The sequence below is a fragment of the Methanoregula sp. genome (assembly GCA_026625165.1).
Classification (GTDB): Archaea; Halobacteriota; Methanomicrobia; order Methanomicrobiales; family Methanospirillaceae; genus MVRE01.
Genome location: CP112999.1, coordinates 1476283 through 1498736, shown reverse-complemented (window position 1 = coordinate 1498736; position 22454 = coordinate 1476283). Strand labels below are relative to the sequence as shown.

Here is a 22454-nt window from a genome sequence, read left to right as displayed (position 1 = left end):
ACTCACCTGATTTCGTTTTCCTGCCCGCTGCGTATAACCAGAACGGGTTTTCTTGTTCTCCGCACCACCGTGAAAGTCGTGCTCCCGAGAAGCATCTCCCTGACCAAGTCCGTCCCGAAGGCGCTCATCGCTATCAGGGATACATTGTCTTCCTTTGCAGCAGAAAGGATCATCTCAGTCGGGTCTCCCACCCGTACATGAATATTAACGACACTTCCGGCATCGAGGAGATCATTTTTCATGTCCGTAAGCCGGGTTTGCGCATCTTGAATGGCTTCCTCAATCTCTTGTTGTGATTCAGCCCGGTTGGCAACATGCAGGAAGACGATCTCTTTGATCCCCGGGATCGTTTTAATAAAAGAAAACGCATCGTTGGCAGGTCTGGAAAAATCTGTAGGTACCAGGACTTTTGAAAATAATTTTCTGTGGGACGCGGCAGATGGTTCATCCGTAATATCCGGTGCAGGTTCGAAGTGCATGACGAGGACGCTTGTCTTTGCATGTCTAAGAACGGTCGATGAGACACTTCCCAGCAGGAGCTCCTGGATCGGGTTGATTCCCCGGGCCCCCATCACGACGAGTGATACATTATTTGTTTCTGCCGCCTCAAGGATCGCAAGGGAAACATTGCCCTGGGTGATCACATTCACAATCACATCAACACTTATCCGGACCTTCAAACCGAGATTTTCAAGGGACTCTTTTTTCTCGGCCATGAGGATCCTGACGTTCTCGATGTACGGTCCTTGTGTCCACCCCAGTTTTGAAGGGTGGGTAGCATCCACAACATGCAGCAGCACCACTTCCTGTATCCCGGGAATCTCGCTGATGCAATCAAGGATTTTTTGCGAATAGGCTGAAAAATCCATGGCAACCAGCACTTTTTCAAACATCGTTTTCATCCTACTGTGTAATACCCATGGTACCTAATAAAAGATCACTTCCGGAAAAAACAATAAAAACAGTTGCTGGATGATGCTGGTTTGCCGGGGTCATGCATGAAGAATTTTGCCCGCCATGTTTATGATAATAATACCATAAACCGAAAATTAAAACCATTGCAATTGAGCGGACGATTGTACAGATATTCAGGATGACTTATCAGACGGATAAAAGTACATGGCGGCATCACCATCAATACCAGAATCTCACCTAATGCCGCAGGAAATTCCTGTCCCGTTTTTATGATTGCTTTGTACCTGAACGGCACAAATGCCGGGCTTCTGCCGGCCTTTTTACCGGGCCCACCGTTTTATCTATATAATAAGAGAGAATATTCACTGATATCTACACATGAAACGGCAACTTCTGATCTTTTCTGCGCTTGTGCTCCTCACTGCAGGTATTGGCGCAGCTGCGCATGTTCTCAATGACCCGGTTGTTACTGACATTTTCTTCACCTCTGTTGTACTGGTTGTAACGTATCTTATTTTCACGGTTGTCATTGGCATGTTCCTTGTTAAAAGGATAACAGACTTAAAAACACGGTATACTGCAAACAAGGCAATCTCTGTACTTTCTGTCGTTTTCATCATTGTCCTCTGCCTTCGTATCTGGGTGACCGATACTTCTGCTCTCATCGTGTCGTACGGTATCATCGGTGCCGGTCTCGCATTTGCCCTGCAGGACGTGTTCAAGAATTTTGTCGGGGGCATCCTGATCATGATTTCCGGCATGTACCGTGTCGGCGACCGTATCTCCATTAACGACAAGTACGGGGACGTCATGGACATCGGTGTCATGAGCACGACGCTGATGGAGATCCGGGGCTGGGTCTCCGGGGACCAGCCGTCGGGGCGCCTGCTCATCATACCAAACGGCCTTGTGATCAATAATCCCTTCTATAATTATACCCGCGACCATTCGTTCATCTGGGACGAGATATTTATCCCCCTGACCTATGACAGCGACTGGCGGCTGGCAAAGGAGATCGTCCTTGGCATTGTAAAGGCGGAAACCGCATCGATTACCGTGCAGGCTGATGCAGAGATCGAACGGATCGGTGAAAAATACTACCTTCCCAAGAAAGTTGTCGAACCCTCGGCCTACATCACCATGACAGACAACTGGATTACGCTTGACGTGCGGTACGTTACCGATGCCCGCAGCCGCCGGGTTCTCCGCTCCCGGCTCAGCGAGCTGATCCTTGCCGCAATTGAAAAGGAAGACCGGGTTACCATATCGTCAACAACTGTGACTGTCACCACCATTAATCAGGCCCCCGCTTCTCGCAAGGATTAAAAAAGCGGGATAATCCTGAATCTTTTTTATCATCGCCCTCGCTCCAGTCCCGGTTTTACCTCCGGGATTCTGCATATCATTTAATATTTACCCCGTGTAACTCACTGTCAGGAAACGTGGGTGGTCATGTCAGGCGAGGAGGATATTTTTTCCCAGAGCTCCGTCATCGGTTATGAGCGGGAATTAAAAGAGATCACCGGGGCCGTCGAACGGTTCGGGTCCGGTGCACCGTCCCATATTGCCATCATTGCAGAACCGATGGGTGGCCGCACGACGATCGTTGCCGAGATCCGGCGTCTCTATGGCGACAGGGTGCATTACCTGCCGCTCGAATTTGTCATAAAACAGACTGCTCTCCCGGATTTTTCCCTCCTGTCCTGTGACATCATCCTGATCGACAACTGCCAGTTTATCGCGACACGGAAGATCGGAGGTTTTGATGTCCTCGATGCATTCCTGCGCACGCAGATCACCTCAAAAAAGCTCTTCATAACGACATGGAACACCCACAGCTGGCAGTACCTCTCCTCTGTCATGAATATCGATGCTTACTTCCCCACCATCGTTGCCCTGCCCCGGGTGGACACGCCGGTTCTCAAGCAGGTGATCCTGTCACGATATAAGCCCGGGGAGATCCGTTTTGTGGACGAGGGGACTGCCGAGGGATCGATGTTTTTCTCCGTGATCCACCGGACCGTGCGGCTGCCGCTGACTGCGACCGAAATTTCAGTTCCGTGGATAAAGCTGAATTTTACAGTGATGTTTCATGGGCTGTCCCGGAAAAAACGCGTACAGATTTCCCTGGAGGACATTATCTTTGAAAAGATCAACCGGATCGCACAGGGAAATCCCGGTGTCGCGATCCAGCTCTGGGACAGGAGCCTGAAAGATAATGCAATATCCCTGAGTGCAATCACCGAGAATTCGTATTCCATCACCCTTGACACGAATGAATCATTTATCCTGTCCATCATCCTGTCCATGGAATCCCTGCATGCAAAGGACCTTTCAGCAATTGCCGGATCCGACATGGATATCGAGCGGGTGCTCTACCGCCTTGTCCAGCAGGGCCTTGTCAGCGACAGCTCAGGCTATTACAGCATCGCACCGTTTGCGCTTGCACCGGTGACGGAGTATCTTAAGAAAACGCGGCGGTTGTGGTGACCATGGCTGTTTCCCTTCTTCCCAATGTTACGGCAGATGTTACGGCAGAACTCCCATTAAAAACCCTTGATGCAAACGTGGTGCTGTATATCATCTTTGTGATTGTTTTAGCCTATGTCCTTTCGTACCTGCTCAGTTTCATCCTCGTCCGGGTCTCGGAGTGGATCGGCTGGTACCGGACATCTGTCACGATGATCATCCCCCTCTTAAAGCTCCTCGTCTACGCGGTTGCGCTCTATTACATTACCATCGCCCTCATCGAACCTTCGCTGACCCAGATGATCGCATTCTCGGGGCTCTTTGGTGCTGCCATCGGGTTTGGCATGAAAGACCTCTTTGCCGATATCGTGGGGGGCATCGTGATCATCATTGAAAAGCCGTACCAGATCGGCGACAAGGTAACGATTGGCGACAAGTACGGGGAAGTAAAGGACATCGGCATCCGAGCTACCCGTATCCAGACCCCTGCAGATGAACTTGTATCGGTGCCGAACTTCTCGATCTTCAGCCTGCCGGTAACAAGCGGCAATGCCGGTGACCTTGCCATGATGATCGTGATCGATCTCTTCATCCACCCGGATTCCGACGCAGACAAGGCAATGAAGATCGTAAAAGAGGCTCTGGTTACCTCGAAGTACGTGATCATCTCGAAAAAATACCCGTTTACCGTCCTGCTCGAAGACTTCCCGTTCTACAAGCGCGTCCGTGCAAAGGGATATGTCAACGACCTGCGCCTCGAGTTCGAATTCAAGTCCGAAGTCACCCGGAGGGCACTGGCAGAATTCCAGCGGGTGGGAATCCGGCTGCCGGCGTTTGTCCCGCTTTCGGACGGCACGAATGTTCAGCCTTCAGTGCATTAATCAATCTATACCCTTTTTTCCTGTTTTGGCTCTGGAAAACCACCTTTTTTTACGTTCCTTGGGGAGTCAATCGTTGCAGAGGGAGGATTGATTGGAGAAACCATCAGAATGGTTCCGGCATGTCTGCTCTCCAAAAGAACGATAGATTTGAGAAGAAATCCTGCTTTCAAGACATCTTCGAGATGCGACTGTAAAGGAGCACGAGAAGACATCTGTCGGGATGTCTTTGAGTTACATTGCCCCCGATAAATTGCACAGCAAAAATATTTTCGATGTCAATCGGTTACAGGAACTGGTCCTGTCACGGCGAATCATGTTCCAATGCTGACGGATCCTAAAAAAGGTCCGGCCGGCTCGTCTTGCATGTAAACGATTCATAGGCCGGATGTGTGGTCGTCCCTTTGAAAAGCCGGTTCACCAAAAAAAATATAAAAAAATTCTGATGCGGGTCTCAGTACTTGTACCAGCGTCCCTTGCTGTCAAACTCACCAACCTGCTGCTGGACTTGTGCAATTTTTCCTGAAACCAGCCGGTAGAAACAGGCTTTGTACGTGTACAGGACAGGAATAAGTAGCGTCATATAGCAAAAGATAACAAGCGCGGTGATCCAGATGCCATCCTGCCCGATCATAACAATGAACTGGTCCGATGTAAACGACTGGAGTTGAGTCTCATTAAACCGGCTTATAGGCTCGAGACGGTCAGCAAGAAATGAAGTCCATAAAACCATCATGCCGAAGCTTATGGAACAGAAGATCAGCAGACAACCGCTCATAAAAAGGATCACATCTCCAAGGTTAGCCGTCACAACTTCAATGCTCCGCTCAAGAGATTCAAACACCTTTTTTCCCTCAAAAATTACGGCTGTGTCATAAAATAAGGTGAGGATGACGGTCGGGAGTACGACGCCAAAGACCAGAAACGTGAGCAGTCCTGCGTCCGGCTTAAGACCGAACAGGGTGAGGGTGAGGATCACCATGATAAAAACAAGGACAATGCCAAACACAATCACCAGCGTGGGAAGGAGCACCCGGAAATAATAGCCGGTGCCATCGGCAAGCATTTCCTTAAACGTAGCCCCTCTCTTGTGAACTGCAGAAAGCATACCGATGATGAAAAACAGGCAAACCAGAGGAAAAATGACAAGGAGTCGTCCGGCCAAAAAAGCGCCGGATATATTCAGAACCAGCCAGAGGCAGGCAGCAAGGATCCCACAGACAAACCCCGGGATCCAAAGGACTGGTACCCTTGTGAGAAGATCGACAGTATCTTTGAGTGCGGCAAGTGACATGATCAGCGAACCCGTGGCATGGCAACGATCTCCCGTACCTGGAGGTCAAAGAAGTTTGCTGTATGTGCAGGACGGATGACACAGACCGTGTCCGCACCGCTGTTCGTCCCCCCTAATGCGATTACTTCCTCATGTACATCAACAGCTCCATTATCTGCGGCGATAAGGACGCATTCCACCGCAACTTTCAACCCGACAGCGACCACGCGGCGGAGTGCTTCGGCGATCGCTTCAGTGCGCGAACCCCCCCCTATCCTCGGTGACCTCGATATTACCCGTTCAAGGCCGGACAATGCATGAGTACCAGTGACAATTACAACACCTTCCTTCCTTAGTTGGACGGCTGACGCTGCATCAAACTCCCATTCACCGGGTTTGGAAAATCCCACGACGTGGGTTACTACGATAAGATCGAGTCCCGTCCCTTTCAGCGCCTCATGACATTTTTTTGCGGTTGAACCGGATGTGCTCGCGACAACAATTTTTTTAATTGCCAGTTCATTTGCACGCTTTATAGCGAAACGGATTGCGTTATCGGTATTTGATTCCCCGGGGTTATCAAAATAAAATATTGATTTTTGAACAAACGCCATACTTACATTTTAATAAACAGGCAAGAAAAGCTTTGTCAGATTGCATTGCATGTTTCCGGTATCCCATAGTAAATATCAAAAGAGGGAAGATCAATGATTACTTTAGCGCTTGCAGGAAAACCCAACTGCGGAAAATCGACCTTTTTCAAGGCTGCCACAATGGCACATGCCGAGATTGCCAACTACCCTTTCACTACCATCAACCCGAATTTTGGCGTTGCCTATATACGGACGAAGTGTGCCTGTGCTGACCTGAAGGTCAAGTGCAGGCACTGCACAGATGGCAACCGGTTCGTTGCTGTCAACCTTATCGATGTTGCCGGGCTCGTGCCTGACGCACACAAGGGCAAGGGGCTTGGCAACCAGTTCCTCGACAGCCTCCGGCAGGCAAATGCAGTCCTGCACATCATCGATGCAAGCGGCGGGACGGACAGCGAAGGAAATCCCGTGGGTGTCGGCAACCATGATCCGGAAGTGGATGTCAAATTCCTCCTGTTTGAGATGACGATGTGGGTCCACGGGATCCTCGACAAGCACTGGACCCGGATCAACCGCCAGTCGCAGGGGAAGGGTGCCGCGATAGAGCAGGGCATTGCCGAGACGTTCACCGGCCTTGGTATCACGACCGAGGATGTGCGTGACGTGGAACTGAAGCTCAAACTTGATCTTGTACATGCGACGATTGAAGATCTCGTCCCGCTTTGTGCAGAGATCGTGAAGATCTCAAAACCCATGCTGGTCGTGGGTAACAAGTTTGATGAGGCGCCTGAATCTTTGCGCATAAAACTTGCCGCACAGAAGGTTGCGTTTGCCAGCGCGGCATCAGAGCTGGCGCTGCGCAATGCGGCGGCTGCCCATGTGATACAGTACCTGCCGGGCGATGAGCAGTTCAAGGTTGCCAATGAAGCTTCGCTCTCTCCTGCCCAGAAAGCCGGTCTAGTAAAGATTGCGGAAGTAATGAAACAGTGCAAAGGCACCGGTGTCCAGCAGGCGATCAACCGTGCTGTTTTCGAACTCCTCGATATGATTGTCGTTTACCCGGTGGAGGATGAGAACCATTTCTGCAACAAGCAGGGGGATGTACTGCCGGATGCCTTCCTGATGCGCAGAGGTTCCACGCCACATGATCTTGCATACCAGGTGCACACGGATATCGGCAAGGGATTCCTGTACGCGATCGATGCGAAGACAAAGATGCGGATCAAGGAGAGTCACCCGTTAAAAGACGGTGACATTATCAAGATCGTGAGCGCGGCGAAATAGACCATTTGCCGCAAGCGATACTGGTGCGGCGGGTTTCGGGTGCAGTCTGACGATCGTCATCCGTTTGTCTGACAAATCCGCCGCGTTCTTTAAAAAAATCCCAAAATTTTGCAGTTTTTCCCGTTCAAACCCCGTTTTTACCGGAAGCCTTTTAAGCAGATGATTAATAACAAAGAAATTACCCTCAAGACAAGGTAGGAGGTGGGTAATGGCTGGAGAGATATACCAGGCGCAGGTGATTAAGAACTTCTTTGACACCATCACCGGTACGGACAGGAACTTAACCCGGATCTACATGTGTGTCATGAGCCTTGCCAAGCTCCGGATGGAAAGCCCGGAGAAGATGGCGCACCTGCTCGACCAGATTAAAAAGAGCAAGATCAAAAAAGAGCTCTCGGTCGATATCCTCGATTATGTCTGCGATGTGGCGGTTCAGCTGGAGATAAACGCCGTGCAGACCGCTTTCGGGGTCAAAGATATCAAAGAGATGGCACAGGACTTCTCAGGCATCAGCATCGATTCGCTATGAGAACAACTCCTGATCTCTCATTTTTTTAGAATTTATTAAATTCGTGTATGCACAATAATTCAGTTCTCCTGCTTTGATGGAAGTTCCATATTAACAACCTTCATTTCCTGTGCAACAGCAATAACACCCTAAAACGCATCATCTTTCGCCTTCCACAATCCCAATATACGATCCGGCCTGAGATCGTGCCCGCAATTAGCGCTATTTGCGTCCTGATTTTTACGTCGGAGAAATGATGGAAAAGCGGGAATTATGCCCGGTTTTTTGCGAATTATGCCCGGAATCCGGGGACGGATGATACCTCGGGGACACGCTCCGGATTTTGCCACCGTCGGAGAGTGCCGGCCGGAAAAGTACTGCTCTCTCCCAGGCTTTTCATAGCTCCCCGTACGTGTGGGTTGTCAGACACTTGCCTGACTTATACCAAAAATCCTCGTCGGTGTCCGATGGTGAAAAATCCGGACTTCAGGGTGAAAAGTGGGGTTTTTCCCGTTTCAACCATACCATAGGTAACCTGAACGCAGATCCGCCACTGGAAAGGACCTAAAAGAGCATTTTCGAACACCGTCGGTACAGTGCGAAAAAAGACCTGTTTTCAAGCGAATAAGACTTGGTTTTTCCGGAATAAGACTTGTTCAGGGGCACAGAATCGCCCGGCAGGAAGATCATCCCCTGATGTTACCGTCGGAGAGATCGGATGTCTAGGGATCTGCAATACCTGCACTCACGTGAAGGCGCAAATGTATATCTCATATACCTGTGTATACATTTGTATATGTCCGCCATGACCACGATCAGGATCTCGCACCAGACCAAGGAGCTCCTCGACGACCTGAAGCATCATAAAAAGGAAAGTTACGAGGATGTGATCGGACGACTGGTGACGATGGCGTATGACGACGAGCCGCTGTCCGATGAGGAGATCGAGGACATGAAAGCAAGCCTGGAAGATATCAGGGCCGGGCGGGTAAAGTCGCTGAAGGCTGTCAGGGACGAGCTGGGGATCTGATGCCGTACGAGATCCGGATCCCGCACCGCGTAGAGAAGCAGATCGCCATTATCCCAAAAGAACTCATCGCCCGCGTTCTGGACGACCTTGAAGGGTTCGCAGAGAATCTTGACTACAAACGGTACGATGTCCGGAAAGTCAAAGATTCGCTAAAAGATATTCCGCGGTACCGGATGCGCTCCGGCAATTACCGGGTCACGTTCTTCATCCACCACAACCGGCTGATCATTGAGGTGATCTCGATCCGGAGAAAAAAGACCGGCATGGATTATTGATCTCCTCAGGTCATGGATACATAATTTGTGACAACTGCTCTATTCAAAAAAATTCCGGAATTCCTCGTTCTTATGTGCCGTCTTCTCATCCCAGCACCACCTTCTTCCACTTGCCGCTCCACTACATCACCGCAACCAGCGTCGCCTGCAGAAAAATTCCGATGATGAAAGAAAGCCACCTTCCCCGATGCCGATACCAGCCAGTATGCGAGGGGCCTATACAATGCCAAGCGCTGATTTGTAGGAAGTAAGGATCTTTACAACAAATTTCTGGTGTTCGTCCAGCGCTTGTTCATCATCGGTTGAATTGTTCTTTGCTACGGCGTAAATCAGGATAAGGGCGTTGTCCAGTTCCAGCGAAGCGGGATCTTCGATTTTGTCCCGTGGAGGATTTATCGCCAAAATCTTTTTTTCGGTGTCGGAAAAAGATGACCTGGTGTCAGCAATAACCAATCCGTTTTCAAGGTTTTCTGCGTTGAACTGGACAATCTGCAGGGCTTTTCTTAAAGCACCAAATGTCCCTTCATCGGGGAGCTGGGAAAGTGCAAGCCTGCATTCCTTTATCGTGTTCTGGTAGAGCCCGAACTTGAATGTGAGGAAAGCGGATGCAATCTCGTGGGAAACATTTGGGGAGATATTCTTAAAATCCGGTTTTATTCTTTCGATATAATCGCGAAGAAATCCTTCCATGGGATCTGATCCTCCTTGTGCATCACCAGATAAACCATTTTTAATATTCTCTTTTACCCGTGTTTATCGATATTTCCAGTAAATATTTGAATCCATATGCTATGAACATATCCGTTTTGCACCGTCTTAAAAAAAATGATATTGGCAGATGTCCCGTCTCACATCCCGGATCCCTTGTTTATATGAATATGCACTGCCAAAGAATTATCAACCGTTATGGGCATTGTGGTATTTTCTGACGTGCACGCTGATGCATCTGCCATAGCAGCACTTCGTATGTGGATCAAAAAACCGGCGTTCTCCAATCACTTTGGCACCATCGATGGCGTTGTGAACCTTGGAGATATTCTCCACCGTGGTAATCACCCCGGAGAAGCTCTTGAGATTATCCACACGCTCTCAAAAGAATTCCGGCTGGTATCGATCATGGGCAACCATGACCATGCGTTCCTGAATGGGATACAGGTGAGCGGGAGCGATGCAGCGAGCACCTACCGGCATGAACAAATCCGTGGGTCGCCCCTGCTCTCCATTTTTACCGGGATCCCGATGGAATGGGTTTGCAGCGATATGCTCTTTGTACATGGGGGGCCGCTGGACCTTGACTCATCCACACTTCACCTCAAGTGCTGGCAGCGACTCGATCGTGTGGCAGGAGATTTCTTTACCGGTTATCATTACACGCCCGAGATGGCGTTTTTAGCGCTTCGCTCACGCGGCCTTGTCCACATGTGCTGCGGGCACCAGCATACATCCCTCTGTTGCCAGAAAACACCCGAAGGGATAAAAAAAACCGCCCTGGAGTATTCAGCGGTCGTGAACGGAGGGCAGGATCTCAATGGCCTTCAGGTAGCACAGGTGTCGCTTGATATGCCGTCGCTCATGCGTATCGGAGCATGCTCCGGCGAGCACATGGAATTTGCTTTTACTGATTTTAAATCCTTTAACTTTATCCGGGTCATCTGAAAATGGATGTATCGGATGAAGGGACAGGACGGAGGAGTATTATTAAGATCCAATTGATTTTTCCCTGTTTTAGGGAATGTTTATAAATGATGACCACCCAGTGGTAATCATGCCTCGTGCAGGTATGGGGCGATCCATTAAGATTGACCCCGACGTGTATGAGGCGTTGCTTACGTTGAAACAGGGGAAGATGACCATCAGCGATGTCATTGCAAGAATGCTGCGTGACTGCTATGGCTGGCCTTCGGAATTCCCTGATGATCAGCGCGAGCTTGAAGATTTCACGCATAAATAACATGAAAAATCTTTATGCTGCAAAATGGTGAACGCAGGCTGTAAAGCAGAGAACACAGGGCCGTATTCAGGTGGTAAATCATAACCAAGATGGTCTTTGAAGAAGATATCACACGTGATACCCTCAACCGGTTAATCCAGCGCATCGATGAGGAATTCACCCTCACGGATGAAACCGAATTCGAAGAGTATTAATATCCTCTATCTTCACCGCCCCCTCACGGTGAAGAGGCAATGGTCATGGGATACTGAAGCTGCACGTCGCTTCCGGATAGATCCCTTAACGTTTTTTCCAGACTCTGCTGCAGCGAAGGGATACTTTTTTCCAGATCGTTTCGCCAGTTGGCCAGTTCTACCCGGGACTGGATCTCTTTTTTTAGGACAATTTCCAGCTGATTTTTTTCCCGTACGAGATTTTGAGACCGGACAATGATCGGGTGTACACGGAGTGTTTGTTCTGCTGCATCGCACTGCTGTGCCTGTTCTGCATATCCTTTTGAAAGGGCACTGATCTCAGTCACGAAACCAGCCGTGTCAGAAAAAAGTGCCCGCTCTTCCTTGTTCTTGAGGACCACCTCACCTTTCCCGATCATGCGTTCAGCGACAGAGCAGGCAGAACTTAAAGAAGACGTGAGGTCGGAGATGTCAGGAATTGTATGATCTGAGAGAAGATCAAGGGAATGTTGGAGAACCACTGCATCTTGGGTATTGTGTTGTTTAACAGCGATTTTTTCTGCTTTTCGCAGCACATGAGCCGCAGTCATGGAGAGAACCGCATACCTCCTTACGATTCTCTCCCTCTCTTTTGTCAGTATCTCAAGGTCGCGCTTCTGTTCTGAAATCGTATGCTGTGCATCATCGGTTTCCAGACTCTGGATCTCCTGCCTGCACGTCTCGATCCGGTTCTGGATCTCCGTGATCCTCTGCACGATCCGGTTCTCTTTTGTATGAGATTTTTCTGTGTCGGTATAAATATCCACAACCGCCCGATGCGTTTTCTCTGCCTCCTTAATAAACGCCAGTTCTTTTCGGTATGCAGCAAGGGACCTGGTCATCGTATTGATCTCCCGCCCGATTGCGTCGATCCCGGTCCGGACGGATTTCATCTCTTCAGGAAATACGGTCTGGAGGTATTTTCCCTGGCTGTGCGAACTGTTGATGCACACTTTAAGAATCTCGGTTGCTGCAGTGTAGAACTCTTCAACATCGTCAGGAAGCGGTTTTGATAGTGCTGTCTCCATTGCCTTTGCATACTGGGGAAGTGTGTTTTTTGCGATACTTTTTAACTTCGGGTGGATCCCGGTATTAAACTCTGCAGCATGCAGCATCTGGACAATATGCCCGAGGTCATGAACCGCCGCACGGATTGTCTGCATCGGTATATCAGCATCTTTTTGGAGAATTCCGGTAATCGCATGGTTACGTTTGTCAAGATATACAGGGATATCTTCAAATCTGATGATAAGTGGGTCGGGTTTTTTGCTTTGGAAGATCTTTTTCAATCCTTCGAGCATACAAATCCCCCAATTCGTCGGTTGCTTTTTGCGCCGCTCCCTTCATACATTTATTTCAGTCATCCTGTGCAATCCGACGGAGTCTGTCTACACCGCCAATCTCTTTAATCACCTGAACAACCGCAGGTGGCACAAGGGTTTTCCACTGTTTATTGGTGAGCATGCGATGGCGGATCTCGGTTCCGCTGTGGGTATCCCGCTCATACATTGACGGTGACAGGACCCTGATCCCCGCCTCCTTGAAAAGCTGCACGACAAGCGGATTTGACGAGTAACAGAGATCAAACGGAGGAGTCATGGACCGGACATGGGCGACCCAGAGCGCATTTCTTTTTATGTCCTCGATGGGGATGACATAGAACGGGCAGGAAAGCGCTGTAAGTGCCTGCGTAATCATGAGCACGCGTTCTCCCGCGGTGAACGGGTTATCAACCGTATGGGAGAGCTGGGCGCTTCCGATACCGATAATGATCTCATCTACCTCTTCAGCAATATGTTCGAGCACCGACTGGTGCCCGCTATGGTATGGCTGGAACCTTCCGATATAAAATCCCCTTTTCATGGTCGTACCCCCATATTTGCAATGCGTGCAGCAAAAGATCCCGCTACAAAGCCCGCATCGATATTGACAACTGCAATCACGGAACATGACTGGAGCATGCTTGCAAGTGCAGCCCTTCCTTTGCCCATGTATCCGTATCCCGAGCTGACAGGTACTCCGATTACCGGTTTGTCAACCAGTCCGGCAACAATAGCAGGAAGGGTCCCTTCACGCCCTGCACAGACAATAAATGTGTGCGCATCAAGAAGTGGTTTTAATGCAGGGAAGAGACGGTGTATGCCAGCAGCGCCTACATCATAGGCTGTACGGACAACACACCCCATCTCCTCAGCAATGATCTTCGCCTCTTCCGCAACCCAGATATCTGAAGTACCAGCAGTTATGATGGCGACGATACCTCCTGTCAGCCTCGGCGCACTACCATTCGAAACAATAAGCACATGCCCTTCCACACGGTATTCACACGCAAGTCCCGTGGAATGGACGCACTCCTGTACTCTTTCTGCCTGCGCTGCACTGATCCGGGTCACAACACAACGTCCCGCAGCATGTGCGTGCCGGATTGCAATCCCGGCAAGATGATCGGGTGTCTTACCTTCTGCAAGGACTACTTCGGGCATGCCGCAGCGAACCACCCGCCCGATATCGATGCATGCGAACTCCCCGACTTTTTCGAGACGAAGCCCATCGATCTCTTCTGCAGCATCATCAAGCGAGATCTCGCCTCTTTTGTAGCGTGCGAGCAGATCTCTGAGGTTTGGATTTGGCGGCATTGTTGTAATAATACAGATATGGAGTGGCGTATAATAATTTAGTTCATTGCCATGACATACCTCGTCTATGTGGCATTTCTCGGAACTGCTGCTGTCATTTTCCTATGGCTGCGCGACGCACGCATCTATTACCGGACAGGGCTTCCCGGGTACAGGGCAGCTGCATACCGGGGCGTTGCGTACGGGGCTCTATCGATGTTCGGGTTAGCGTGCGGTATATTCATGATGGAACTGCTTGGCCTCGGGCTGATCCTCGCCGCGCTCTACCTTCAGGGAAAGATGCTCCGGGAAAAGGTCTGGGGTGGCCAAGGCGCTTTCCAGCGTTTTTGTGGCAGTGCACCGGTCAACAGGGCGAATAAGAAATAATGTAGCGGGAAATAATAATCAATAGGGATTTAAAAAAATGCTCCAGAAACCACGAGGGACCCGGGATTTTTTACCAGATGAGATGGAAACGCGAAGGAGTATCGAATGGCGCCTGCGCGATGTTGCGCGCCGCTGGGGATATCGTGAAGTCTGTACGCCCGAGTTTGAAGACCTTGAACTTTTTACCATGCGGTCAGGAGAGGGCATCGTTGAGGAAATGTACGTGTTTGAGGATAAAGGAGGCAGGAAGCTTGCACTGCGTCCGGAGATCACGGCTGCAGTCATACGGATGTATGTCAACGAGGCGAAGGTTGCGCCAAAACCCATCCGCTGGTGTTATTATGCCGACTGCTTCCGGTACGAACGCCCGCAAAAAGGGCGGTACCGGCAGTTCTGGCAGTTCGGTGTCGAACTGATCGGGGCGGATACCGCGTTTGCCGATGCCGAGGTGATCATGCTTGCCGCAGATATGCTCAACGCGACAGGAGTTTCATATGACCTCAAGGTCGGGCACCTCTCGTTATTAAAAAATCTGCTCCATGGTCTCGGTCTCACTGCCCAACGGCAGATCATGGCGCACCTTGACAAGAGGAACTTTGACGAGCTGGAAGCGACGATACGTACCCTGCAAAAAACTGCCGATGACCCTCACCTCCTTGACGATCTCGGAAATAATTTAAAAAACTTAATAGAAGCCCGGACGCTCGATGAGGTATTGGGGATTACCGGCATGATCCCGGAACAAGAGCGCATCGGGCAGACACTCGATCTGCTGGATGCATATGACGTCAAATACAGCCTGAATTTCGGGATCGTTCGGGGCCTCGATTATTATACGGGAATGGTCTTTGAATGTTTTGCACCGAACTTGGGTGCGGAGAACCAGATCCTCGGCGGCGGGGCATATCGCCTTGCTCATCTCTTCGGGGGCGACGATGCCGCGTCATGCGGGTTTGCAATCGGGTTTGACCGGGTCATGGTCTCGCTTGGCGATTTAAAGCACGAAAAAGACACGGTTGTAGCGGTTATCTGTACGGATGAGGGCCGGAAGCGCGCGCTGGAAGTTGCCCGCGCATTCCGCGCAGCTGGCATCCGGGCAGAGATGGACCTGATGGAGCGCGGGCTTGGCGCCCAGATCGCCCATGCATCAAAGTCGGCTGATTTTGCTGTTGTTATTGGCAGGCGCGAGACCGAGCAAGGGAACGTGACGGTGAAGAACCTTCAGACCGGCGAGCAGAAAATTATGGAACTAAAAGAGGCAATCGCCGAGGTGTCAGCACATGGTGCTCGCTGACGAGCTTGCCAAGCAGCAGCGCAGCATCAGTGTCGCAGAATTTTTCGAGAAGAATAAACACCTTTTGGGTTTTGATTCACCAACCCGCGGCGTAATTACCACCATCAAGGAAGCGGTAGACAACGCACTTGACGCCTGCGAGGAAGCGCAGGTACTCCCTGATATTTATATCAGCATCAAAAAGACCGGCAACGATATCTTCCGGATTATCGTGGAAGACAATGGCCCCGGGATCGTGCCTGCCCAGGTTCCCTTTGTGTTCGGCAAGCTGCTCTATGGATCACGGTTCCACCAGATCCGGCAGACGCGCGGGCAGCAGGGGATTGGCATTTCGGCAGCAGTGCTCTACGCTCAGCTGACAAGCGGCGTTCCCACGATTGTCATCTCGCGCACTGGTGGGAAGGAACCTGCATCCAGATTCGAGATCCAGATAAAAATCGAGACCAACGAACCTGACATCATCTCAGAGAAGCAGTATGACTGGGACCGGATCCATGGGACGCGTGTGCAGATTGAGTTCAAGAGCACAATGTCAGCAAAGAAGAAGCTCCTTGAGTATCTCAGGTACACCTCGATTGTGAACCCCCACGCGCGGTTCCGGGTGGAGCTCGATGATGAATCGTTCACATTTGAGCGGGTAAGCCAGGAAGTGATTGCATGTCCCGAGGCAATCCAGCCGCACCCGCACGGGATTGAGTTCGGGCAGCTGAAGCGAATGGCGGCTGCCAGCGAAGAAAAACTCCTCGAATTCCTTGTGGAGGGTTTCAGCCGGGTGGGCAAGAAGTCCGCGCAGGAGATGTGTGATAAGGCTGGCCTGAAAGGGACGGTTAAGGTAAAGGGGCTTTCAACTGATCACCTCAAGGCGCTGCATGGGGCAATGCAGGGAGTTGCGGTCCCCGCCCCCCCGTCATCACAGTGTCTCTCCCCAATTGGAGAGGAACTCATACGCCGCGGGCTGGATAAGGAGTTCCAGATGGACTTTGTTGCTGCCCGTACCCGCCCGAGCTCGGTCTTCTCCGGCCATTCGTTCATGGTTGAGGCAGCAATAGGATACGGGGGTAAACTGCCGCCGGAAGGTAACGCAATAATCCTCCGGTTTGCAAACCGCGTTCCCCTCATGTACCAGCAGGGCGCATGCGCGATTACGGGATGTATTTCAAATGTTAACTGGAAAGCATACAACATTTCCCAGCAGGGCCTGCCAGTCGGACCAATCCTGATCCTTGTCCATGTCGCATCAACAAACGTTCCCTTCACCAGCGAGAGTAAGGACGCGATCGCGAGCATTCCCGAGATCGAAAAAGAGATCGTGCTCGCCCTGCAGGACCTCGGGCGTGACCTTAAGAATTTCCTCTCCCGCAGGGACAAAAACAAGCTTGCCGAGGACAGGGCGCGTGCGGTGTGCGCGATCATTCCGGAGCTTGCGGCAAAGGTCAGCGAGATTGTGGAAAAACCACTTGTCGAAACATCTCCGATTGAAGGAAAACTCATGCGCAAGCTGATCGCGAAAAAATCGACGCGCGATGGAAACGTGATCATCGAGGTCATAAACTATGCCGGTCATGACGGTGAGATCTCTGTGTATGACATATCGCATGACAATGCTGCCGGTGCAAGCCCCAAACCTGACTTCGTGACCGATGTGGAAGGACAGTTTACAAAAGTCTGGAAGGTTGTTGTCCCGCCCCAGAAAATATGGCGTGTTACATACAGTGGTAAAGGCGGGGGCATGCTGGACATCAGGGGCATCGAAGACAATAAGAAAATGGTGGTGGATCTCGATGTCTAAAGACGAGCTTGACAAAAAGTCGATGAAAGCGTTGCTTGCCATTGCCTCGGCATGGTACGACCAGATGAAGGCAGGTGAGATCCCCTCTATCTCCCTTCCGACGCGCACGAAATACAATATCGAGTACGATGATGCAAGCGAGGTCTGGAAGTACGGGGACAAAGAGAGCCTGCGTACAGCGGCGACCGCGAAGAGCGCGACGCATCTTTTAAAGATGGCGTACGTGATCGGTTTTGTGAAGCAGCAGCTGATCGAGAACCGTTCTTCAACGTTAAGAGAGATGTATTACATTTCTGAAGGCTGGAAGCGGGCAAAGTTCGGCGCGCAAGAGGAAAGTAATTTCCTTATCGAAGACCTCGAGATCATCTCCGAGGTCCCGCGCGAGGGGTTCCACCTCCACCCAGAGGAGAATGGGGCGTCTATTTACGGCCCGATGAGGATTAAGGAAGAGACGCGCAGGGGACTGCGATCAATTCACTGCCAGGATGATGTCGGGCAGGCAGGATATACGATCCCTAACAATGTTGAAAACATCGAGTTTGTGGACCATGATGCGAAGTTTGTAATCGCGCTGGAAACCGGCGGTATGTATGACCGGCTGATCGAGAACGGGTTTGATGAAGAGTACAATGCAATACTCGTCCACCTGAAAGGTCAGCCGGCCCGCTCAACCCGGAGAATGCTCAACAAGATCAGCACAACATGGGACCTCCCGGTCCTTGTTTTTACGGATGGGGACCCGTGGTCATACCGGATTTATGCTTCGGTTGCGTACGGGGCGATCAAGAGCGCCCACATGTCAGAGATGCTGGCAACGCCAAAGGCACAATTCCTGGGGTTACAGCCGAGCGATATCCGTGACTACAACCTTCCTTCCGATAAACTGTCAGAGAAAGATGTGGAAGCATTGAATGCGGAACTGACCGATCCACGGTTTGCCAACGATTACTGGAAAAAACAGATAAATTTGCAGATTGATATGGGACTGAAGTCAGAACAGCAGGCGTTCGCTGCCCGCGGGCTTGACTTTGTGACAAAGAAGTATCTGCCGGCACGGTTGAGTGAGATGGGGATAATTTAATCAAAATTTCAGGGAGGCAGGATGAACGTCGGTGACATGTACCTTGATGGTGAATACCAAAAACACAATCCCACGTGGGATGTGGAGGATGCTCCCTGGAAAGCGGACCTGATCTTTAAGATAATTCAGAAGCACCGGCTCGAACCAAAGACCATCTGCGAAGTGGGGTGCGGCTCCGGGGAAATACTGAACCAGCTTCAGAAACTGATGCCGTCTTCGTGCATGTTTACCGGTTACGAGATCTCCCCGCAGGCATACGAATTGTGCCAGCAGCGGAAAAATGAACGATTGTGCTTCCGCCTCAAAAATTTCACAGAGGAAAGGGGAACTAACTGTGATCTTATTCTGCTCATCGATCTCATTGAACATCTTGAAGATTATTTAGAGTTCCTCCGCGAATTAAAACAAAAAAGCCGGTACAAGATTCTCCATATCCCCCTTGAGATGTTCGTCTTGGCAGTGATGCACCAGAAATTTTTACTCGGGCAGAGGAAAAAAGTCGGTCATTTGCATTTCTTTTCAAAGGATCTGGCACTGCAGGTATTGCGCGATCTCGGTTATGAGATAATCGATTATTCCTATACTGCGGGATATTCCCTGCCAAGGGACTATGGTATGAAGGATCGGCTCCTGAAAATCCCGAGGCGGTTATTATTTCCAGTTGCCCAGGACTTTACTGTGAGAATGTTTGGCGGATATTCGCTACTCGTTCTGGTGAAGTGAGCTTATGGATAATGCACCTTGCGGGAACACAAAAAAAGTATCTGCATCAATGGGGTGACCAAGTGACACACTACACTCTCGGCCTCTTTGCGAACATGTATCCGGCATATGACGGCGATTGGCGGGGAAGTTTCATCAGGCAGATGGTCAGGGACCTTGAAACCCGTGGCATTGCTGTAAAAAAAGCCGTCAAGAGTTCTTCATCAGTCATTGGCTATGTGCCGTTTTACTATCAGTCAATGGTTCTGGCACGGGATACAACTCCGGATATTCTTCAGGCGGAATATATCCCTCATAGCAGCCTGATCCCTGCCTATTTCAGGAGGCAGAATGTTCCGCTTGTTCTCAAGTTCCATGGGGATGATGCCCGGATTTATCCATTCAAAAACCGCTTCAACATGGCACTCACCCACGCCATGCTGAAGCATGCGGCGCATGTTGTCACAGCGAGTGAAGAGATGCGGCGTGTCCTTATTGATATCGGTGGTAACCCTGAGACCATCTCCGCGATCCATACCGGGGTTGATACAGAATTCTTCTCACCCGGCTCTAAAGAACAATCACGGAAATCTCTTGGTCTCCCTGCAGAAGCGACCATTTTTCTGTTCGTAGGAAGACTTCACCCGTCAAAGGGAATCAATGAACTCCTGAAAGTTGCACGGCAGTGCCCGGATCTCCTGTTCATATTTGTCGGTTCAGGTAGGAGTGTTCCTGTGTATCCTGATAATTGCAGATTCGTCGGTGAAAAGATCCCTGAAGAAGTGCGAACATGGATGAATGCCGCAGATTGTCTTGTATTACCCACTCACACAGAGGCGGTTCCGACATCGGTGATGGAAGCATTTGCCTGCGGCATCCCGGCTATAACCACAGATGTTGGGGGGTGTCCTGAGATTGTTGAAGACGGAAAAAACGGACTTATCGTTCCTGTACTGGATGTAAAATCCCTGCATGATGCTGTTGTTTGGATACACAATAATACGGAGTCGCGCGAAGAGATGGGGAAGCAGGGCAGAATCACAGTGCTTGAACGGTATGATCACCGTATATTGATAGAACAGCTGATTAATGTCCACAGGTTGCTGATCAGGTAATAAGGCATGCAGTATATTTCTGCCACCATTGGTATGTATCACAGGAAAGAATTTTATCAATTTCAGAGAAACATATAGAAAATCATATCGCAGGTTTACGATGAAGAATTTTTATCAGGATAAAAGCATTTTAATCACTGGATCTGCTGGTAGTATCGGGCAGGCACTCATTGAAAAGCTGCTGGAGTATGATCCCAAGGTTATACGGCTGTTTGATAACAATGAGAACGGCCTTTTTTACTTAAGACAGAAGTTTGCCGGTGAAACGGCAAAAAAAGTCAGGTTCCTTCTGGGGGACATCAGGAACCTTAACCGGTTACAATATGCCCTGAAAGGAATTGATATTGTTATTCATGCGGCATCATACAAGCATGTCCTTGAATGCGAATACAATCCTCTTGATGCCGTTGAGACAAATATTATCGGGACAGCGAATGTGATACAGGCCGCCATCAGCCAGAACGTGAAAAAAGTGATCTTCACGAGTTCCGATAAAGCGGCAAATCCCTCGAACACCATGGGTACTACAAAACTGCTCGCTGAAAAACTGATGACTGCTGCCAATGATTACGGTGCAAGAACCACCATCTTTTCCTGTTGCAGGTTCGGTAATGTTGTCGGCACAAGCGGGTCGGTTATCCCGCTGTTCAGACAGCAGATCCAGAATGACCATAAGGTCACTATCACCGATCCTGCGATGACACGGTTCATGATTACCCGGAATACTGCAATCGATCTCGTCCTGAAAGCCGGTATCCTCTCAGAAGGCGGGGAAATTTTTATCTTTAAAATGCCGGTAGTCAACATCAATGACCTTGCCGATGCGATGATCCAAAAGTACGGGAATGCGAAAAAGGAGATTATCGGAAAAAAGCCCGGCGAGAAGATGTACGAGGAGATCATGACCGAAGAAGAGATGTCACGGGCATATGAAGGAAAGGACATGTACGTCATCTTCCCGCAGATGAAGATGATCGATTACATTAATTATTCCGGGTATTCCCGGATCACTGCGATAAAAAATTCAGCACAGATGAAAACACTTTCAAAACGGGAGATCCTAGGGCTGCTGGATGAGGCAGGCATATGAAGGTGCTGGTAACCGGTGGCGCTGGCTTTATTGGTCGCTGGGTAGTTAAGCGATTATTGGATGACGGGCATTCCATAGGGGTGCTCGATGATCTCTCCAACGGCAGCCTGAATAACCTTTCTGAATTCTCCAAAAATCCTTATCTCAAAGTTAAAGTCGGGGATATCAAGAACAAAAAGATGCTCTCTGCGCTTTTCAAACAAAAATTTGATGTGGTCATCCACCTTGCTGCAAATATCATCGTGCAGGAGAGTATTGACAATCCCCGCAAGGTGTTTGAAAATGACGTGATCGGCACCTTCAACCTTCTCGAAGAAGTAAAAAAAATCAATGCTCGGTTCGTGTTCATGAGCACATGCATGGTGTACGACACTGCAGCATTTAGCGGTAGCGCAATATCCGAATCGCATCCCACAAAAGCTGCATCTCCTTATGCCGGCGCAAAACTTGCCGGTGAGAACATGGTACAGTCCTACTACCATGCCTATGGTCTTCCGACCGTAATTCTCCGTCCCTTCAATACCTATGGTCCCTACCAGAAGACCACGGGTGAAGGTGGCGTGGTCTCGGTTTTTATCCAGAACGAACTGAACGTAGGCGTACTTAATATATACGGTGACGGGACCCAGACACGAGACCTGATGTATGTGGAAGACTGTGCGGACTTTGTTGTTCGTGCAGCGATGAGCGACCGGTGTACCGGGGAAATCATTAATGCCGGATTCGGAAAAGATGTGACAATCAATGATCTTGCGGCCATGATCTGTAAGGACAAATCAAGGATTAAACACGTTAAGCACATCCACCCGCAGAGCGAGATTCCGAAACTTATCTGTGACCGATCTAAAGCAAAACGGCTGCTTGGGTGGGAGCCAAAGACCTCGCTGGATGAAGGGATTGAGAAGACGAAGGCATTTATCAGAGATCAATGAGCAGCGTATTTTTAAAAAAAGAGGTGACGCTGTATCAATGGCAGAAAAAGATATGTCCATA

General features: G+C 49.9%; 24 protein-coding genes. 17 read left to right on the top strand and 7 right to left on the bottom strand.

The annotated features are described in order from the left end of the window. Nucleotides 1-2: 2 nt before the first annotated feature. Entirely contained in the window at nt 3-902 is a 900-nt protein-coding gene (locus OS112_07840) for a universal stress protein (GenBank protein WAC04373.1), read from the bottom strand. Nucleotides 903-1293: 391 nt separating this feature from the next. Between OS112_07840 and OS112_07835 the strand changes: the two genes are divergently transcribed. The 3 genes from OS112_07835 (at nt 1294) to OS112_07825 (ending at nt 4265) form a co-directional block, all read left to right on the top strand. Next, nucleotides 1294-2241: a mechanosensitive ion channel gene (locus OS112_07835; GenBank protein WAC04372.1), complete on the top strand. Its 948-nt coding sequence runs from the start codon at nt 1294-1296 to the stop codon at nt 2239-2241. 126 nt (nt 2242-2367) lie between these two features. Continuing rightward, complete coding sequence (locus OS112_07830; GenBank protein WAC04371.1) at nt 2368-3405, top strand: hypothetical protein; 1038 nt, start codon at nt 2368-2370, stop codon at nt 3403-3405. Between the two features lie 2 nt (nt 3406-3407). After that, the gene (locus OS112_07825; GenBank protein WAC04370.1) at nt 3408-4265 is read left to right on the top strand and encodes a mechanosensitive ion channel; all 858 of its coding nucleotides are present in this window, start codon (nt 3408-3410) and stop codon (nt 4263-4265) included. Between the two features lie 451 nt (nt 4266-4716). Here the strand turns inward: OS112_07825 and OS112_07820 are convergent, their stop codons facing one another. Both OS112_07820 and OS112_07815 read right to left on the bottom strand, forming a co-directional pair. After that, entirely contained in the window at nt 4717-5556 is an 840-nt protein-coding gene (locus tag OS112_07820; GenBank protein WAC04369.1) for a hypothetical protein, read from the bottom strand. 2 nt (nt 5557-5558) lie between these two features. Beyond that, nucleotides 5559-6149 carry a hypothetical protein gene (locus tag OS112_07815; protein ID WAC04368.1) on the bottom strand — a complete coding sequence of 197 codons (591 nt, stop codon included), beginning with the start codon at nt 6147-6149 and terminating at the stop codon, nt 5559-5561. A 93-nt stretch (nt 6150-6242) separates the two neighbouring features. Between OS112_07815 and OS112_07810 the strand changes: the two genes are divergently transcribed. The 4 genes from OS112_07810 to OS112_07795 all read left to right on the top strand — a co-directional run bounded on the left by OS112_07810 (nt 6243) and on the right by OS112_07795 (nt 9225). Then, nucleotides 6243-7412, top strand: coding sequence for a redox-regulated ATPase YchF (locus OS112_07810; protein ID WAC04367.1), 1170 nt, complete (start codon nt 6243-6245; stop codon nt 7410-7412). A gap of 208 nt (nt 7413-7620) precedes the next feature. After that, nucleotides 7621-7941: a hypothetical protein gene (locus tag OS112_07805; GenBank protein ID WAC04366.1), complete on the top strand. Its 321-nt coding sequence runs from the start codon at nt 7621-7623 to the stop codon at nt 7939-7941. A gap of 775 nt (nt 7942-8716) precedes the next feature. Then, a complete protein-coding gene (locus OS112_07800; GenBank protein ID WAC04365.1) occupies nt 8717-8950 on the top strand; it encodes a hypothetical protein in 234 nt (77 codons plus the stop codon). Beyond that, complete coding sequence (locus OS112_07795; protein ID WAC04364.1) at nt 8950-9225, top strand: hypothetical protein; 276 nt, start codon at nt 8950-8952, stop codon at nt 9223-9225. Before OS112_07800 ends, OS112_07795 begins: the two co-directional genes overlap by 1 nt. A 216-nt stretch (nt 9226-9441) precedes the next feature. Here the strand turns inward: OS112_07795 and OS112_07790 are convergent, their stop codons facing one another. Then, on the bottom strand, nt 9442-9915 hold the full coding sequence (locus OS112_07790; protein ID WAC04363.1) for a hypothetical protein: 474 nt from the start codon (nt 9913-9915) through the stop codon (nt 9442-9444). 216 nt (nt 9916-10131) lie between these two features. Here OS112_07790 and OS112_07785 point away from each other — a divergent pair, with 216 nt between their 5' ends. Together OS112_07785 and OS112_07780 are read left to right on the top strand one after the other, a co-directional pair. Beyond that, nucleotides 10132-10881, top strand: coding sequence for a metallophosphoesterase (locus OS112_07785; protein ID WAC04362.1), 750 nt, complete (start codon nt 10132-10134; stop codon nt 10879-10881). 109 nt (nt 10882-10990) lie between these two features. Beyond that, on the top strand, nt 10991-11176 hold the full coding sequence (locus tag OS112_07780; protein ID WAC04361.1) for a hypothetical protein: 186 nt from the start codon (nt 10991-10993) through the stop codon (nt 11174-11176). Between the two features lie 217 nt (nt 11177-11393). Here the strand turns inward: OS112_07780 and OS112_07775 are convergent, their stop codons facing one another. Genes OS112_07775 through larB form a run of 3 tightly spaced genes read right to left on the bottom strand, consistent with a single transcriptional unit; the run spans nt 11394 to nt 14024 of the window. Then, entirely contained in the window at nt 11394-12689 is a 1296-nt protein-coding gene (locus tag OS112_07775; protein WAC04360.1) for a hypothetical protein, read from the bottom strand. A gap of 55 nt (nt 12690-12744) precedes the next feature. Beyond that, entirely contained in the window at nt 12745-13251 is a 507-nt protein-coding gene (locus OS112_07770) for a nicotinamide-nucleotide adenylyltransferase (GenBank protein ID WAC04359.1), read from the bottom strand. Then, nucleotides 13248-14024 carry a nickel pincer cofactor biosynthesis protein LarB gene (gene larB / locus OS112_07765; GenBank protein WAC04358.1) on the bottom strand — a complete coding sequence of 259 codons (777 nt, stop codon included), beginning with the start codon at nt 14022-14024 and terminating at the stop codon, nt 13248-13250. Before larB ends, OS112_07770 begins: the two co-directional genes overlap by 4 nt. Nucleotides 14025-14075: 51 nt before the next feature. Between larB and OS112_07760 the strand changes: the two genes are divergently transcribed. The 8 genes from OS112_07760 to OS112_07725 all read left to right on the top strand — a co-directional run bounded on the left by OS112_07760 (nt 14076) and on the right by OS112_07725 (nt 22393). Continuing rightward, nucleotides 14076-14390, top strand: a complete 315-nt coding sequence (locus OS112_07760; GenBank protein ID WAC04357.1) for an ABC transporter permease — start codon at nt 14076-14078, stop codon at nt 14388-14390. Nucleotides 14391-14427: 37 nt separating this feature from the next. Then, complete coding sequence (gene hisS, locus OS112_07755) at nt 14428-15684, top strand: histidine--tRNA ligase (protein ID WAC04356.1); 1257 nt, start codon at nt 14428-14430, stop codon at nt 15682-15684. After that, the gene (locus OS112_07750) at nt 15671-17473 is read left to right on the top strand and encodes a DNA topoisomerase VI subunit B (protein ID WAC04355.1); all 1803 of its coding nucleotides are present in this window, start codon (nt 15671-15673) and stop codon (nt 17471-17473) included. The genes hisS and OS112_07750 overlap by 14 nt, the downstream gene beginning before the upstream one ends. Further along, on the top strand, nt 17466-18554 hold the full coding sequence (locus OS112_07745) for a DNA topoisomerase IV subunit A (protein WAC04354.1): 1089 nt from the start codon (nt 17466-17468) through the stop codon (nt 18552-18554). The genes OS112_07750 and OS112_07745 overlap by 8 nt, the downstream gene beginning before the upstream one ends. Nucleotides 18555-18575: 21 nt before the next feature. Next, a complete protein-coding gene (locus OS112_07740) occupies nt 18576-19277 on the top strand; it encodes a methyltransferase domain-containing protein (protein WAC04353.1) in 702 nt (233 codons plus the stop codon). 11 nt (nt 19278-19288) lie between these two features. Continuing rightward, the gene (locus OS112_07735; protein WAC04352.1) at nt 19289-20371 is read left to right on the top strand and encodes a glycosyltransferase family 4 protein; all 1083 of its coding nucleotides are present in this window, start codon (nt 19289-19291) and stop codon (nt 20369-20371) included. A 100-nt stretch (nt 20372-20471) separates the two neighbouring features. Next, on the top strand, nt 20472-21461 hold the full coding sequence (locus OS112_07730) for an SDR family NAD(P)-dependent oxidoreductase (protein ID WAC04351.1): 990 nt from the start codon (nt 20472-20474) through the stop codon (nt 21459-21461). After that, nucleotides 21458-22393, top strand: a complete 936-nt coding sequence (locus tag OS112_07725; protein WAC04350.1) for a GDP-mannose 4,6-dehydratase — start codon at nt 21458-21460, stop codon at nt 22391-22393. Before OS112_07730 ends, OS112_07725 begins: the two co-directional genes overlap by 4 nt. The last annotated feature ends 61 nt before the right edge of the window (nt 22394-22454 follow it).